This window comes from Arcicella aquatica (assembly GCF_034928825.1).
GTDB lineage: Bacteria > Bacteroidota > Bacteroidia > Cytophagales > Spirosomataceae > Arcicella > Arcicella aquatica.
Genome location: NZ_JAYFUL010000001.1, coordinates 37,254 through 52,985, shown reverse-complemented (window position 1 = coordinate 52,985; position 15,732 = coordinate 37,254). Strand labels below are relative to the sequence as shown.

Here is a 15,732-nt window from a genome sequence, read left to right as displayed (position 1 = left end):
CGTATTTTTGAACATAAAAAAGCCCCTTCTTTGAAAGAGAAAGGGCTTTTTTACTATTATATCTGATTCAAGCCTTACGCCTGTGCATATTCTTCAATAGGCAAACAGCTACAAACCAAATTACGGTCGCCATAAGCTGAATCAATTCTTGAAACGGCTGGCCAGAATTTAGTAGCTTTCACATACGGAAGAGGGAATACTGCTTTTTCACGTGTGTAAGGTCTGTCCCAATTTTCTGATAACACTACTGATTGTGTATGTGGAGCGTGTTTCAATACATTGTTTGCTTTATCCGCCTGACCATTTTCTATTTCACGAATTTCTTCACGAATGCTAATCATGGCATCACAGAAACGATCTAATTCTGCTTTTGATTCTGATTCAGTCGGTTCTATCATCAATGTACCAGCTACAGGGAACGAAAGCGTAGGAGCATGGAAACCATAGTCCATCAAACGTTTAGCAATATCTTCTGCTTCAACACCTGCTGATAATTTGAAAGGGCGACAATCTAAAATCATTTCATGGGCACAACGTCCTTGTGAACCTGTATAAAGCACAGGATAATATCCTTCTAAACGAGCTTTCACATAGTTGGCGTTCAAGATAGCCGTTTCAGTAGCACGCGTCAAGCCATCGCCACCCATCAATGCAATGTATGCATAAGGGATAGTAAGGATAGATGCCGAACCGAATTGAGCAGCAGAAACCGCTGTAATACCAAATTCTCCGCCTGTATCTTTAACGACAGCATGGCTTGGCAAGAAAGGAACTAATTGTTTCGCCACACCGATAGGACCCATACCCGGACCACCACCACCGTGAGGAATACAGAATGTTTTATGAAGATTTAAGTGACAAACGTCCGCTCCAATGGTAGCTGGTGACGTCAAGCCTACTTGTGCATTCATATTAGCACCATCCATATATACTTGTCCGCCAAACTCATGAATCATCGCACAAATTTCTTTGATAGATTCTTCAAAAACACCATGTGTTGAAGGGTAAGTTACCATCAAACATGATAAGTTTTCAGCATATTGTTCAGCCTTAGCTCTTAAATCTGTAAGGTCGATATTTCCGTTTTCATCACATTTGGTTACTACTACCTTCATGCCCGCCATTACTGCCGACGCTGGGTTTGTACCATGTGCAGATGAAGGAATCAAGGCAATGTTTCTGTTGAAATCACCACGAGACTCGTGATAAGCGCGAATCACCATCAAACCAGCATATTCACCTTGTGCACCAGAGTTTGGTTGGAATGACATTGCCGAGAAGCCTGTGATTTCACAAAGCCAATCGTTCAACTCACTAATCATTTGAGTATAACCACCAACTTGATTTTTTGGAGCAAACGGATGCACGTTACCAAATTCAGCCCAAGTAACAGGAATCATTTCGGTAGTAGCATTCAATTTCATCGTACAAGAACCCAAAGCTATCATAGAATGTACCATTGATAAATCTTTGTTTTCTAATGCTTTTAAATAACGAAGCATTTCGTGTTCTGAATGATAACTATTGAATACAGGATGCGTTAAATATGAAGAAGTACGTTTTACCGATTCATCGAATGCGTAATCTACTTGGTCAAACAAAGTAGAAAGTTCTACTTCTCTTCTGCCGATTTTTTCAAAAATATAAACAATCGTCTCTACGTCTTCTACTGTACAAGTTTCATCCAGCGAGATTCCGATATAATTATAATCTTCGTAATAACGGAAGTTTACACCATTGGCTACGGCTTCCATTTTCAAGCGTTTTTCATTTTCGCCTACTCTTACCTTAATGGTATCGAAATATGAATCTGTTTCAATATCATAGCCCAAGCTTTCTAACGCTAATGCTGTTAGTTTTGTCAAACCGTGTACTCTTTCGGCAATAGCTTTCAAGCCTTCTGGCCCATGATAAATAGCATAAGCCGAAGCCATTACTGATAATAATACCTGTGCGGTACAGATGTTTGAAGTAGCTTTCTCACGACGAATATGTTGCTCACGCGTCTGTAAAGCCATACGCAATGCACGATTCCCTTCAGCATCCACAGACACCCCAATAATACGACCAGGAATTTGGCGTTTAAATTCTTCTTTTGTCGCAAAGAAAGCAGCGTGTGGACCACCAAAGCCCATAGGCACACCAAATCTTTGTGAAGTACCGATTACTACATCAGCCCCCATCTCACCTGGCGACTTTAATAAAGTAAGTGCTAGCAAATCAGAAGCCACTACTACATTAATACTTAGTTCATGAGCAGCGGCAATAATATCGGTATAATCAAATATTTGTCCGTCTGATGCAGGGTATTGCAATACCATCGCATAAATGTCTTCTTGGGTTAAGTCAACAGTGCGGTGGTCACCGATTAATAATTTAATACCTAATGGCAATGCCCTTGTTTTCAGTACATCAATTGTTTGTGGATGACAATGTTCAGAAACGAAGATGGTTTCAGCATTTTTCTTTACCGCTTTTCTTTGTCCGTGAAGCATCGTCATGGCTTCCGCAGCAGCAGTGCCTTCGTCTAATAAAGAAGCGTTGGCAATTTCCATCCCAGTTAAATCAATGATCATGGTTTGGTAATTCAACAACATTTCTAGACGACCTTGGGCAATTTCTGCTTGGTAAGGCGTGTAAGCTGTGTACCAACCCGGATTTTCAAGAATATTTCTTAAAATAACGGCTGGTGTATTGGTATCGTAATAACCCATCCCAATATGAGACTTGTAAGTGTCGTTCAGTTGTGATAGTTTCTTGAAATCTTTCAAAAATTTGGCTTCAGATTTTGCCTTTGGAAGATTCAATGGACGAGATAAATGAATGGCAGCAGGAACAGTTTGATTGATGAGTGTTTCAATAGAATCAACCCCAATAATGCCGAGCATTTCCTCACGGTCTGCAACATTTGAATTGTTGTGGCGATTCTCAAATTTTTCTTGATACTGAAAGTTTATTTTCATTTTAGAAGGAAAAATAGTCTTAATACTTTGAATATGCTGCAAATTTAATGATAATTTATTGGAAACACGAAAGATAAAATATCGACATCCTCTAAATTAACCTGTTCAATTCGCTTAAATAATTAGAATTGAATTATTTGAAAAACAGGTGGTTAACAAAAATTGTTTCAAAGATTAAATGAAATTAAATATAATATAGTTAATCTGGGAATAATACAAAATTATAGTTGCCTCGGATTTTCTTTAGGATAATGAGTTCTAGAGGTTTTGTATGTATTATCGTCTTGTCCTTACTTTTCTTTTCTTGATAAAAGAAAAGTAACAAAAGAAAATCAAGAATTCCTAAACTCGCTCCGCTCAAACAGTAGGAATTCGGTGTCTCTCAATCATAAAAAAGCGGTCGAAAAACTAATTTCGACCGCTTTTTTATGATTTTAAAATTATGTTTGATAAAAAAAGAAGATTAATTAACTTGATCTATTGTTTTCAACGTTACATTCGGATTTCGTTCAAACATTTGCATGAGTAGCCTTCTGTGTGAAGCTCCTACAAAAACCACTACCTTCTTAGCTTTACTTTGCTTGATGGCCTTTAGGGTGTTTTGTACCATTTGCTCATTGCGTTGTTGCCAGTACTTTCTTTTCTCTTGGTAGGCTTCCGTCGGAAAACCTTCTAATTGATAAATATCTTCTCTTAAAAAATCTCCCCATTCCGCTAGGTCATCAAACTCTTTGGTATTGAAAAAATGAATTTGTGTTCCCTCTTGATAGGCCGCTCTTAGTCTTTTTTGACTTGCATAATATTCTTTCATAAAAGCATCTATCGTTTTCAACGACTTCTTACTGTTTAAATCGTTGGTATCTGCTTTTAGTTTATCTTCAAACGCTGTATAAAGGCTATCTGATTTTTCCCAAGCTACATTCCAAAGAGGGTCAAAGCGTTGACAATCGAAACCATATAGTTTTTGGATGTTCAATTCAACCGCCAACGGAAAAACAAGGTTAGTATATTCATTGTTTTTACGGCAGGTATATTTGATAAGCGAATCTTTTACATCGAATATATTACTCAAATATTCACTTTCTTCTTTGTTTAAATCAGCTTTCATCAATTGATAAATCTGATAATGCGCATTGCCTAAGTCTTCACTAAGGTACAAAGCATGGGCTAAATCTATTCTAGCTTGTTTAGAATCAGGGTTTGCCTTTAAGGTTTTGTAACTTTTTTTAATGATTTCAGGAATTTCCTTTTCTGCCATGATATTCTTGGCAAGGAGCATTTCCCTTCTTTGCATCATGCGCTCGCCATAATAGGTCTCAATGACTGATTGAGATTCATTGTCTTTTGACAGGTATTCAGTACAAAAAATATCAGGTTTGAAGTTCCTAACAGCCTCTTTTACATAATCAAAATCATTGGTTACGTTAAGTTCGTAATTATGCGAAGTCCCAATTAATAATATTTCTACCTTTTTTTGGGAAAGGCTGTCAAAATTTAAAACAAATAAAAAATTTATGAAAAGTAAGAATGTGATTTTCATTTGAAAAAATATGTTTATTAAAATACACTTCATGGGGCAAAGATAAAGTTTATTAGATTAATATCATATTTTAAGTATATAATATAAATTTTTAAAGCAGAAAGTCTTAGATTAATCCAATTAACAGTAGTTTGTTAAAATGTAACTAAAGAAAGAATAAATTTGATTAATCCTTAAAATGAAATCTTAGCCTTTTACTTTCGTTGGTTTCTATTACCTTTGTACAATTTTTGGGGATACGTTATCGGTTATTCGTTAATAGTTATCCATTACGCTAGTCTCCGAGTTAAGTATCTCTTCAAAAATTACCCAAATCGCTTTCCAAAATCAGTGGTTTTAATTTTTTTAATTCTTGGATATTGTTCTCTTGATAGAACATTGGGAAGTAAATACCTTAAAAAATGTCTTTAAATTAAAACTATCCAACTCAAAAACTAATACAAAAAGTGCCAAAAGATTCATCCATCAAGTCCGTTTTGATTATCGGTTCAGGTCCAATTATCATCGGTCAGGCTTGCGAGTTCGACTACTCAGGTTCGCAGGCAGCTCGTTCACTCCGAGAAGAAGGTATCAAAGTTGCTTTAATTAATTCCAATCCAGCTACAATCATGACTGATCCACTTAATGCGGATTATGTCTATCTAAAACCCCTTGATAAGAATTCAATCATCGAAATCTTAGAAAAACACCAAGCTGAAGGCATGCCAATTGATGCTGTTTTACCTACAATGGGTGGGCAGACGGCTTTGAACTTAGCCATCGACTGTGATGCTTCGGGTATTTGGGAAAAATATGGTGTACGCATTATTGGTGTTGATATTAAAGCAATCGAAACTACTGAAGACCGTGAGAAGTTTCGTCTGAAAATGATTGAAATTGGTGTGGGCGTTTGTAAAGGACGCACTGCTCGTTCGTTTTTGGAAGGTAAAGAGATTGCACAAGAAACAGGTTTCCCATTAGTAATTCGTCCTTCATTTACGTTGGGCGGAACAGGTGGAGGTTTCGTAAACAATCCAAAAGATTTTGATGCAGCCTTAAACAAAGGGTTGCATGCATCGCCAACACACGAAGTACTGGTAGAACAGTCTATCATGGGTTGGAAAGAATATGAGTTAGAATTATTACGTGATAATTTAGGAAACGTAATCATCATTTGTTCGATTGAGAACTTCGACCCAATGGGTATTCACACAGGAGACTCAATCACGGTAGCACCAGCCATGACATTACCTGATACAATTTATCAGAAAATGCGTGACATGGCTATCAAAATGATGAACGCTATCGGACAGTTTGCAGGTGGATGTAATGTTCAGTTCTCTTTAAATCCAGAAAACGACGACATCATCGCTATCGAAATCAACCCACGTGTATCTCGTTCGTCTGCCTTGGCTTCTAAAGCTACGGGTTATCCAATTGCAAAAATTGCTGCTAAAATGGCGATTGGTTACAACTTGGATGAATTGACAAACGCTATCACCGGAACAACATCGGCTTTCTTTGAGCCAGCACTTGACTACGTAGTAGTAAAAGTACCACGTTGGAACTTTGACAAATTCAAAGGTGCTGACAAAACGTTGGGCTTACAAATGAAATCTGTTGGTGAAACAATGGGTATCGGTCGTAACTTCCAAGAGGCACTTCAAAAGGCTTGTCAATCGCTTGAAATCAAACGTAATGGTTTAGGAGCAGATGGCAAGGGATTGGTTGACCAAGATGCCATTATGCACTCTTTGGCAAATCCATCTTGGAATCGTCTATTCCATATCTATGATGCCTTCAAAATGGGTATTTCTTTCAAAACGATTCAGCAGACAACTAAAATCGACAAGTGGTTTTTATACCAAATTGAAGATTTAGTAAGAGTTGAAAACACTTTAGAGAAATATACGTTAAGCTCGGTTCCAAAAGAATTATTGGAAGAGGCGAAACACAAAGGTTTTGCCGACCGTCAGATTGCTTACTCTCTACGTTGTTTAGAATCAGAAGTTTTTGAGAAAAGAAATAGCTTAGGTATCAAGCGTGTATACAAATGTGTTGATACTTGTGCGGCAGAATTTGAAGCTAAAACGCCTTATTTCTACTCAACTTTCTCGCAAGGTTCAGAGACTTTAGATAACGAGTCAGTAAAAACAGATAAGAAAAAGGTAGTAGTATTAGGTTCAGGGCCAAACCGTATCGGTCAAGGTATCGAATTTGATTATTCATGTGTACACGGAATCTTGGCGGCTAAAGAAGCAGGTTATGAAGCCATCATGATTAACTCGAACCCTGAAACGGTTTCAACCGACTTTGATATTGCGGATAAATTATATTTCGAACCAGTTTTCTGGGAACACGTTTACGAAATCATTCAGCATGAAAAACCTGAAGGAGTAATTGTACAATTAGGTGGACAAACTGCCTTGAAATTAGCAGAGAAACTTACTAAGCACGGCATCAAAATCATCGGTACTTCGTTTGAAGCCCTAGATTTAGCCGAAGATAGAGGAGCATTCTCTACGTTATTACAAGAAAACGATATTCCTTTCCCTAAATTCGGGGTGTGTGAAGACGCAGACAATGCCGTAGAATTGGGTCGTTCTTTGGGTTATCCTTTATTGGTTCGTCCTTCTTATGTATTGGGTGGCCAGTCGATGAAGATTGTAATTAACGAACAGGAACTTGAACAACACGTAGTAGATATTCTAAGAGATATTCCAGGCAATAAAATCTTGCTTGACCACTTCTTAGAAAATGCTATCGAAGCAGAAGCAGATGCCATTTGTGATGGCGAAGATGTGTACATCATCGGAATCATGGAACATATCGAGCCTGCGGGTATTCACTCAGGTGACTCACACTCAGTATTACCTCCATTCGATTTATCAGCCAATGTAATTCGTCAGATAGAAGAGCATACCAAGAAAATCGCGGTGGCACTTCGCACTGTAGGCTTATTGAACATCCAATTTGCCATTAAAGACGAAGTAGTGTATATCATCGAAGCTAACCCTCGTGCATCACGTACGGTACCATTTATTTGCAAGGCCTACCAAGAACCTTATGTAAATTATGCTACTAAAGTAATGTTAGGAGCGAAGGTAAAAGACTTTACTTTCAACCCAGTGAAAAAAGGATATGCTATCAAAATTCCAGTATTCTCGTTCAATAAATTCCCGAATGTAAACATGGAATTAGGACCAGAAATGAAATCGACGGGTGAAGCAATTTACTTCATCGATTCATTAAAAGATGATTTCTTCCGCAAAGTTTACGGAGAACGTAATTTATACTTGTCAAAATAAATGATAGGATAAAAACCTGTAGCAATGACTTTTCCGCGTGTATTTTTTAAATAATACTTCATTAAAGTTGATTATTTTTCGCTTATCAGGTATGTTAATAAATAGTAAACCCTAGTCTTGAGCATTAGACTAGGGTTTATTTTTTTCAACTGAAAATTAGTTTTTTGAAATGATTATTTTCTTGGTTTTAAGTATTAATTTAATCGCCTATTATCTCTTTAAAACCTAAAAATATTACTTTGGTGTTCAGAAAAGCTATTTTATCCCTTATAATTTTATCCTTATCCTACTTGTCGAAGGCAGATTGTCCTTCACGCAATGAAACCATTAATGCCCTTCAAAAAATCTCAAAACTAGCTCCTGCTCAACAAAAAAAAAGCTATCTATCATTGTTAAAGAGCAGTGAAAAATGTTTTGGTCAAGATTCCATTTATGCTTCAATCTTAAAACATATTGCTGATTGCTATGCGAACGATAAAGATTATGACAATGCCATTATCTATACCAAAAAAGCTATTCAAATCAATCAATCTGGCAGAGCTGATGTTAATCATTTCGGCTTAGAAGTTAATTATTTCTATTTAGCCCGCTATGAAAACCAGCTAGGGCATTATCAGGTATCATTAGACGAGCTTGATAAGTGTATTGCTATTGCCAAAACCAATCTCGAAAAAACCAACTATCTTTCAAAAGCCTATGCACAAAAGGCAAATATCTTTAGTAAGATGGGCGATTTTGAAAAGGCCATCAGTAGCGTAGATTTAGGGATTAGCTTTGCTAAACAAACCAAAAATCATGAAGGATTGGCTTTTAGTTTGATAGAAAAAGTAAAGACACTCACGATGATGTCAGAAATCGATAAGGCGAGTGATAATCTGAAAGAAGTAATACAATTATTAGAAGAAAAAGACCCTCTTGGTTATTTACCTTATGCCTATTATTGGGCAGGACAATTATATACCGCTCAAAAACATTACAAAGAAGCTATCGCATCTTATCGGAAAAGCCAACAACTTTACAAGCTTAGTAACAATACCTATAGTTACTCTTTGAATTTTTTAGACATTGGTTTTACCTATTACCAGTATTTGCAAGACTATGACCAAGCCCTACAAAACTATTTGATGGCCTTGCAAACAATGGATAATGCCTACATGAAAGTAATTATCTATGATGATATTGCGGCGGTGTATTGGAAGAAAAAGGATTATCCAAAAGCGTTTGAGTATTACCAAAAAGCTTTTGAAGTAGCACCCATCGGTTTTAAATCTCAACAATTGGCAGATATTCCCTCTATCAAATCATTACAAGCCGCCGACTTTAAATCTTATTTGCTCACTACTCTGCAAGATAAAGCAGATACTTGGCTGGAATATCACAAAGCCACACAACGGAAAGATTATTTAAGGAATGCCTTGAAAACCTACATCGTAGCCGATCAGTTGGTAGATTTAATGCGTTTTGAACACTCAGGAACAGAATCGAAACTTTATTGGCGAAATAAAACACATCATCTTTATGAACAAGCAATTGAAACCTGTTACCTGTTAAAGAACTACGAAAAAGCTTTTTATTTTTTCGAGAAAAGTAAGGCTGTCTTGCTAAATGACCGACTCAATGAACTAAGTGCCAAGCAACAACTTTCGCCTGAAGATTTACAAAAAGAGAAATCATTACAGCAAAAAATCACGGAGTATAATACGAAGCTAGTAGGGCAAAATAGCAAAAATGCTAAAAATACAATCTTACAAAATCAATTATTAGAGGCCCAAGAAGAGCAAGCGGCTTTTATTAAAAGCTTAGAACTCAAAAATCCGACTTACTATCAATATAAATACGACACTACAACGGCTTGCTTGGCTGATGTGAAAAAATACCTTAAAAAACCTACACAATTTACGAAGGAAGACATTTGCCTAATAGAATATTTTGTAGGCAATGAGGCCATCTATGCCATGAAAGTATTACCAGACCAAGCCTATTTACAGAAGATTTCGTTGGTAAATTATGAAGAAAATTCAAAAGCATTTTTGAATTACTGTGCCGATAATCAAAAAGCTAATGCTGATTTCTCAGGTTTTTTGAAAGTAGGGAATCAATTATATCAACAACTTTTTGCTAAACTAGATGTCCCCAAAGGTAGGGTAATCATCGCACAGGATGGATATTTTTTACCTTTTGAAGCCATGAGTAAGTCTTCCAGAAAATCTGAATATTTACTGAAAGATTATGCAATTAGCTATACTTATTCAGTACAATTTTTACTGAAAAATATTAGTAATGAAAGCTTCTCCCTGACAAAGAAATTCTTTGGAATGGCACCTGTAGCTTACCAAAAAAACTTGAATCAGACAGAACTGACAGATTCGGATAAATCTTTATCAAAAGTGTCCGATTTTTTCTATTTCGGAAAAACCTTTATCAATCAGAGTGCTGATAAAAAAACATTCTTTAATAATGCCCATAACTATCAGATTGTACATTTATACACCCACGCCCAAGCAGATAATAGCGACCAAGAACCGATGATTTACTTTGCCGATTCTGTTCTAAAACTATCAGAATTGGGCGTATTGAACAGATTCAAAACGCAATTATTAGTATTATCAGCTTGCAAAACGGCAGTAGGAAGAAATGCCACGGGCGAAGGCATTCTGAGCTTGTCCAGAGGTTTTGCTACATTAGGCATTCCTGCTACTTTAACAACGCTTTGGAGTGTGGAAAACAGAGCCACCTATTCCTTAAATGAATTATTTTATCAATACTTATCTGAAGGTTTTACCAAAGACGTAGCCCTTCAGAAAGCTAAAATAGCCTTCTTACAAAGTCAAACAGGTGAAAATCAATTACCTACTTTTTGGGCAGGGGCCGTATTGGTGGGCGATGCATCAGCTTTAAATTCATCTTATACTATGTGGTATGTGCTGGGCGTTGTTGTATGCTTGGTGCTGGCTTTTATAGGCTGGAAGAAATTTAAACGTCATACTATCAAGAGCTAACTAAGTAGTTGATAAACAGCTTTTTCTTTTCCTTCTTTTGCAAATTATTTTTGGTTCATGCAACCCTTTTATTGGGTTGGGTTGTCTATCTCTTTGAAATGCATCTCAAATCTTCCCTTGACTTTCCTGATCAAAAAATTAGGGGAAAACAGTTTTAACTTTTCAATCAAAGTGTAATCCAAATTTGTGTGAAATTATGAAAAAAATCCTTTTTGTCTTTGCATTCGCATTGACGGGCATTTTAACGAGCTGTAAAGAAAACATAAATCTTGATCAACAGAGCCAAAGCCAAGCAACAACCAATGCGGCAGCAGCAGCCAAGGTTTCGGCAGTAATTAAACAAGACTACCCAACGGCTACAGAACTTTTAGTAACAACGATTGATTCAAATAAAGTATATGGTTGCGATTTTTCAGTAAACGGTGTTGCCCACGAAGCTACAGTTGCGGCTACAGGCAAAATTTTAAGTACCTATACTGTCAAGGCAGATACTACTAAAACCGCTTTGATAGATGCCATCAAAGTATACTTAGAAACGAATTACAAAGGTTATAAGCTTGAAAAAGTAGGGGTAGGGAAAGATGCCAACGGTAAGGATGCTTACAAAATTTTGATAGTTTTCAATGACCAAAGAATAACGTTACTATTCGATGCAACGGGTACTTTTGTGGCTTCTTTCACAGAACCGAAAAGTCAAAAGCCTGATCCAAAAAATGCTCCTAAAACGTATTCAGTGAGTTTGACAGATTTGCCAGCCAATATTCAAAGTCAGTTGAGCGGCTATGAATTTGAAAGGGCGTTTGTGAAAACTAATGCTGATGGAACGAAGACCTTTTTTGTTTCAGCAAAAATTGGCGATGTGTTGTATGAATTAACCTTTGATGGTGCAGGTACGTTGAAAAGTAAGAACGCGATAAAATTGAAATTGCCGAAGCTTGAAGTTAAAACTTTAAAGGATTCAGAACTACCAAAGGCAATTAAAGATTATCTTAGTACTAATTATTCAGGATGGAAGTATGAGAAAGGAATTGTTATTTTAAAAGATACCTTACCAGATTCTTATACGGTGGCTATTTCAAAAGACGGTAAAATTGCTACCCTCAATTTTGATGGAAGTGGTAAATTTATCAGTGTTTTAGAACCGAAATTACCAACAGTTCCTAAATTTGAAGAAAAGAGCATTGCATCTGCCAATGACCTTCCGCAGGTAATTAAAGATTATTTGAATAAAGTATATGTTGGCTGGGTATTCAATAAAGGGAGCATTACATTAAAAAATGATGTAGCACAGGCTTATCTAGTGGTTATTACCTTTGGTACAGACAAATACTATGTTTATTTTGATAAGAATGGTGCTTTTATAGCAGCTAAAAAAGATAAATAGTAAAAGGCAGAACAGTTGTAGGAGTGACTAACCACAACTGTTCTGTTTTGAAAATAATATGAGAATTTTTGTAGGAATATTTTTTATGATGGTGTTATGTTTGGTTTGTGCGTGCGACGAAATTATTCAAGTCGAACCCACTATAAAACCAACCACAACTACTATTTCGTTGATTGATACAAAAAATTATTACACACCCCCTAATAATTTTATTGCTATTGATCTTAAAGTACTATTGAAATCATCAGGATATACCTCCATTAAAATTGAAAGTGCGCCTCAATATGGCAAATATTCTTTTTCAAAAACAGGGTATCTAGTTTATAAGTCAGATTCTACGAAAAACGAAGTATCGGAATTGCTGATTTATAAGATGACAAATGGTAACGCAATTAAACGCGATACCATAAAAGTAAATATTACTTCTGATAACAATAAGATTCCGTGTAATGCTGGAGCCATCCCAGATTTATTTACGGTAAAAGTAAATACGCCAACGGTGTTGGATGTATTGAAAAACGACCGTTTTTGTAATGCCATCGTGGATTCTAGTTCATTAGCCATTTTAGACAAACCTACTTTTGGAACGGTAGAAATTATTAAAAATAAGATTGTTTATACGCCAAATAGTGGAAATCAAGATGATATTTTCTTTTATCAAATATGCACGGGTGGCAGTAATCCAGTTTGCAGGATTGTCGGTGTTAGGGTAGACGTACAAGGCAATTGGTGTAAAAATATTTTGATTCCAGATGTCATTGTGGTTGATAAATACGATACTTCAGTACAGAAAATTAAAGTGTTGGACAACGATAAAATTTGTGATGATTACGATATAAAGAGCCTAAAGGTTTCGATTAATCCACAGTTTGGCAAGGCAACTGTAAATGCCAATTCGGAAATTGAATACAGCCAGACAATCAAGCAAGATGCTAACGATTTGTTAGAATACACGATTTATGACAAAAACGGGAATAATCCACAAAGAATGTTTGTCGAAATATTGATTCGCACAATTCCTGCTTGTAAGGCTTATTTAAAAAATGGAGAAATGGAATTGTCGGCTAGTCAAGTACAAAGTTCAGAGGTTGAACTTCCTTATAGATTATATTTGGCGAGTTGTGTAGGTATAAAAAATATAACTATTGAAACCCAACCCATTTATGGAGTGATACGCATTGAAGACAAAAAGCTTTTTTACAAGCTTAAACAACAAGATGGCAAAGAGTATAATGATCAATTTAAGTATGTTATTACCAGTACTAATGGAGAGATACTGAAAGCCAATTTTACCATAAGAATAAAAAAATAAATGATAAATTTTTAAAGAGTCAGCCCATAAACCTTGTATAAATGGTGTATTCTCCTTAAACAATTCATCATTTAATAAAACTCACTAAATGCTCAACGAACAGGAATTAGTCAAAGCCTGCCAAAAAAACGACCGCAAAGCCCAAACTGCTTTTTATAACCTGTATAAAAGCAAGTTGATGGGTGTTTGTCGTCGTTATACTCGCACGCCCGAGGAAGCCGAAGACATTTACCAAGAAGCATTTGTGAAGATATTTAATAATATTCATTCCCTGGAAAACCCCAAAGCCGTAGGTGCTTGGGTTAGAAAGGCCGTGATACATACTGCCATCAATTATTATCATGCTAATTTAAAATTTCAACAAAATACAGACTATGAAAATATTGTACTAAGCAATGATGATTACCCCAACCTATTTTCAACACTTACAAGTGAAGAACTTCTTGCGCTGATTAACCAATTGCCTGATGGATACCGCATGGTTTTCAACCTCTATGTGATAGATGGTTATAATCATGCAGAGATAGGGGAACTGTTGGGTGTGAGCGAGAATACTTCAAAATCACAGCTTTCAAGAGCAAAAGAACTGCTTAGAAAGCAACTAAAACAACTGGGAATTATCAGCTATGAGCGCACTTGATAAAGATAAAGATCCTTTTGAGGACCTTTTCCGAGATAACTTGTTTGATTTTGAGTCAGAACCAAACGATAAACTCTGGAAAGCAATAGAGCCTCAACTTCCTGCTAATCCAGCAAGGAAAATACCATATTGGCAATTTGCCGCAGTGGCTGTCTTGTTATTACTGACGGGCATAGGGGTGTACTTATTGCCTTCTAAAATGAATAATGATAGTGAAGCCAAGATAGAACAACCTGTCGAAAAATTCGTAAATAGTCAGAAAGAAGCAGAGAAAAGTATTGAGGAAAATAAACACAGTAATGTTGAAACGAATAAACCAGACAATATAGCGAAAGATTTACCTACCGAAGATATAAGTACTTTGTCATCAAAAAACATAGCTAAAAACCCTACTGATGCTACGAATAGTAATGAATTAGCAGAAGAATCAGTAGGTATATCTTCAAAGATAAATACAGCTAAATTGGGGAATATCAGTAAAAAAGAAGCTATAACTGTTGAAAAAGAAGCCATAGTTTCTTATAAAAAGCAGGTAGTTTCAAAAGCTAAAAAGGGGAATAAAACTGATACTGGCGAAGTACCACCTATTACACCCACAGATAATCATCAAAGTGAATTATCAGGTGCTGGAGACCAACAAGGCAATGCAATAAATAATAATACTCAGAAATATTCCTTTAACAAAAGCAATACAAAGGGGCGTTCTGCTGTATTCTCAGATAGAACAAACAACACGATTAATGATAATGCAGTAAGTACTAATAATCAATTAAGTGAAGTAGCGGGAAGCCGTTTTAAGATGCTCTCTGCACTTGATTCAAAAGAGTATCATCCTTTTTCTAATCATTTCAGGACACCTAAAATAAGATATCGTGGGCCTAAGCCTACTGTATATTTTAAAGAATCTAAACCATTAGAATGGTATGTAAGTGCGATGCCACTTATTAATTACTATACCATTACTGCTAATGGAAACGACGCTAATTATGTGCATCAAATAGCCGTAAATGATGATGCTGACAGACTGGGCTTTTACACACAGGCAGGTTTAGTATTTACTTTATCAGACAGATTTAAGCTTAGAACGGGGCTGACTTTTACCAAAACCAATCATAGTTTTAGTTATCAGGTACGTACAGATTCATTAGTGGTACAGTCGCCTGACAATACGGGAGTAGATGTAAGTTTTGCAGAAATTAAAAAAGTGTATTCACAGTCTGCTTACTATTTAGGTACTAAAGTAGAATTGCAATATACTTTTCTGAGAGGCGAGTCGCTTTCGCATTATGTGAATGTAGGAGTGGAGGGAGCTTACAAAATTAATGGGAGTAACCAATTCAATGGTTTTGCTAATATAGTTTATGGTATTACCAGACAAATAGGCGATAATGCTTATTTATTTATTGAGCCAACCTTCAGTTATTCACTGAATCAACAGAGTGATTCAAATTCGTTATTATTAATAAAGCCCAATAAAATTGGATTCAATATTGGGATAAACTTCAAATTAAGATGAGAGACTGTTTAAAATTTTTCTGCAAAGGATTAGCTTGTGTAGTAATCATAGTTGTAGCTATGGTAGTGGCTCTGTTTAGTAGTGAAGTTAG

At 36.1% G+C, this 15,732-nt stretch carries 8 protein-coding genes; 6 read left to right on the top strand and 2 right to left on the bottom strand.

The features are described from left to right. Positions 1 to 74 precede the first annotated feature (74 nt). Complete coding sequence (gene gcvP, locus VB264_RS00180) at positions 75 to 2,963, bottom strand: aminomethyl-transferring glycine dehydrogenase (RefSeq protein ID WP_323246006.1); 2,889 nt, start codon at positions 2,961 to 2,963, stop codon at positions 75 to 77. A 463-nt stretch (positions 2,964 to 3,426) separates the two neighbouring features. Next, positions 3,427 to 4,503 (bottom strand): DUF5694 domain-containing protein, encoded by a 1,077-nt coding sequence (locus tag VB264_RS00175; protein WP_323246005.1) that lies wholly within the window; start codon positions 4,501 to 4,503, stop codon positions 3,427 to 3,429. Between the two features lie 446 nt (positions 4,504 to 4,949). Between VB264_RS00175 and carB the strand changes: the two genes are divergently transcribed. The 6 genes from carB (at position 4,950) to VB264_RS00145 (ending at position 15,641) form a co-directional block, all read left to right on the top strand. Continuing rightward, a complete protein-coding gene (carB, locus tag VB264_RS00170; RefSeq protein ID WP_309914302.1) occupies positions 4,950 to 7,790 on the top strand; it encodes a carbamoyl-phosphate synthase large subunit in 2,841 nt (946 codons plus the stop codon). Positions 7,791 to 8,080: 290 nt separating this feature from the next. Further along, positions 8,081 to 10,789 carry a CHAT domain-containing protein gene (locus VB264_RS00165; protein ID WP_323246004.1) on the top strand — a complete coding sequence of 903 codons (2,709 nt, stop codon included), beginning with the start codon at positions 8,081 to 8,083 and terminating at the stop codon, positions 10,787 to 10,789. A 196-nt stretch (positions 10,790 to 10,985) separates the two neighbouring features. Next, positions 10,986 to 12,173 (top strand): PepSY-like domain-containing protein, encoded by a 1,188-nt coding sequence (locus tag VB264_RS00160; protein ID WP_323246003.1) that lies wholly within the window; start codon positions 10,986 to 10,988, stop codon positions 12,171 to 12,173. A gap of 58 nt (positions 12,174 to 12,231) precedes the next feature. Next, a complete protein-coding gene (locus VB264_RS00155) occupies positions 12,232 to 13,485 on the top strand; it encodes an Ig-like domain-containing protein (RefSeq protein WP_323246002.1) in 1,254 nt (417 codons plus the stop codon). 88 nt (positions 13,486 to 13,573) lie between these two features. Continuing rightward, positions 13,574 to 14,125: an RNA polymerase sigma factor gene (locus tag VB264_RS00150; RefSeq protein ID WP_323246001.1), complete on the top strand. Its 552-nt coding sequence runs from the start codon at positions 13,574 to 13,576 to the stop codon at positions 14,123 to 14,125. Continuing rightward, positions 14,112 to 15,641: a hypothetical protein gene (locus VB264_RS00145; RefSeq protein WP_323246000.1), complete on the top strand. Its 1,530-nt coding sequence runs from the start codon at positions 14,112 to 14,114 to the stop codon at positions 15,639 to 15,641. Before VB264_RS00150 ends, VB264_RS00145 begins: the two co-directional genes overlap by 14 nt. Positions 15,642 to 15,732 lie beyond the last annotated feature (91 nt).

Bases quoted from the DNA above. Each gene is read 5' to 3' on its own strand.
- VB264_RS00160 (WP_323246003.1), top strand. From the start codon at position 10,986: ATGAAAAAAATCCTTTTTGTCTTTGCATTCGCATTGACGGGCATTTTA.
- VB264_RS00175 (WP_323246005.1), bottom strand. From the start codon at position 4,503: ATGAAAATCACATTCTTACTTTTCATAAATTTTTTATTTGTTTTAAAT.
- VB264_RS00145 (WP_323246000.1), top strand. From the start codon at position 14,112: ATGAGCGCACTTGATAAAGATAAAGATCCTTTTGAGGACCTTTTCCGA.
- VB264_RS00150 (WP_323246001.1), top strand. From the start codon at position 13,574: ATGCTCAACGAACAGGAATTAGTCAAAGCCTGCCAAAAAAACGACCGC.
- gcvP (WP_323246006.1), bottom strand. From the start codon at position 2,963: ATGAAAATAAACTTTCAGTATCAAGAAAAATTTGAGAATCGCCACAAC.
- VB264_RS00155 (WP_323246002.1), top strand. From the start codon at position 12,232: ATGAGAATTTTTGTAGGAATATTTTTTATGATGGTGTTATGTTTGGTT.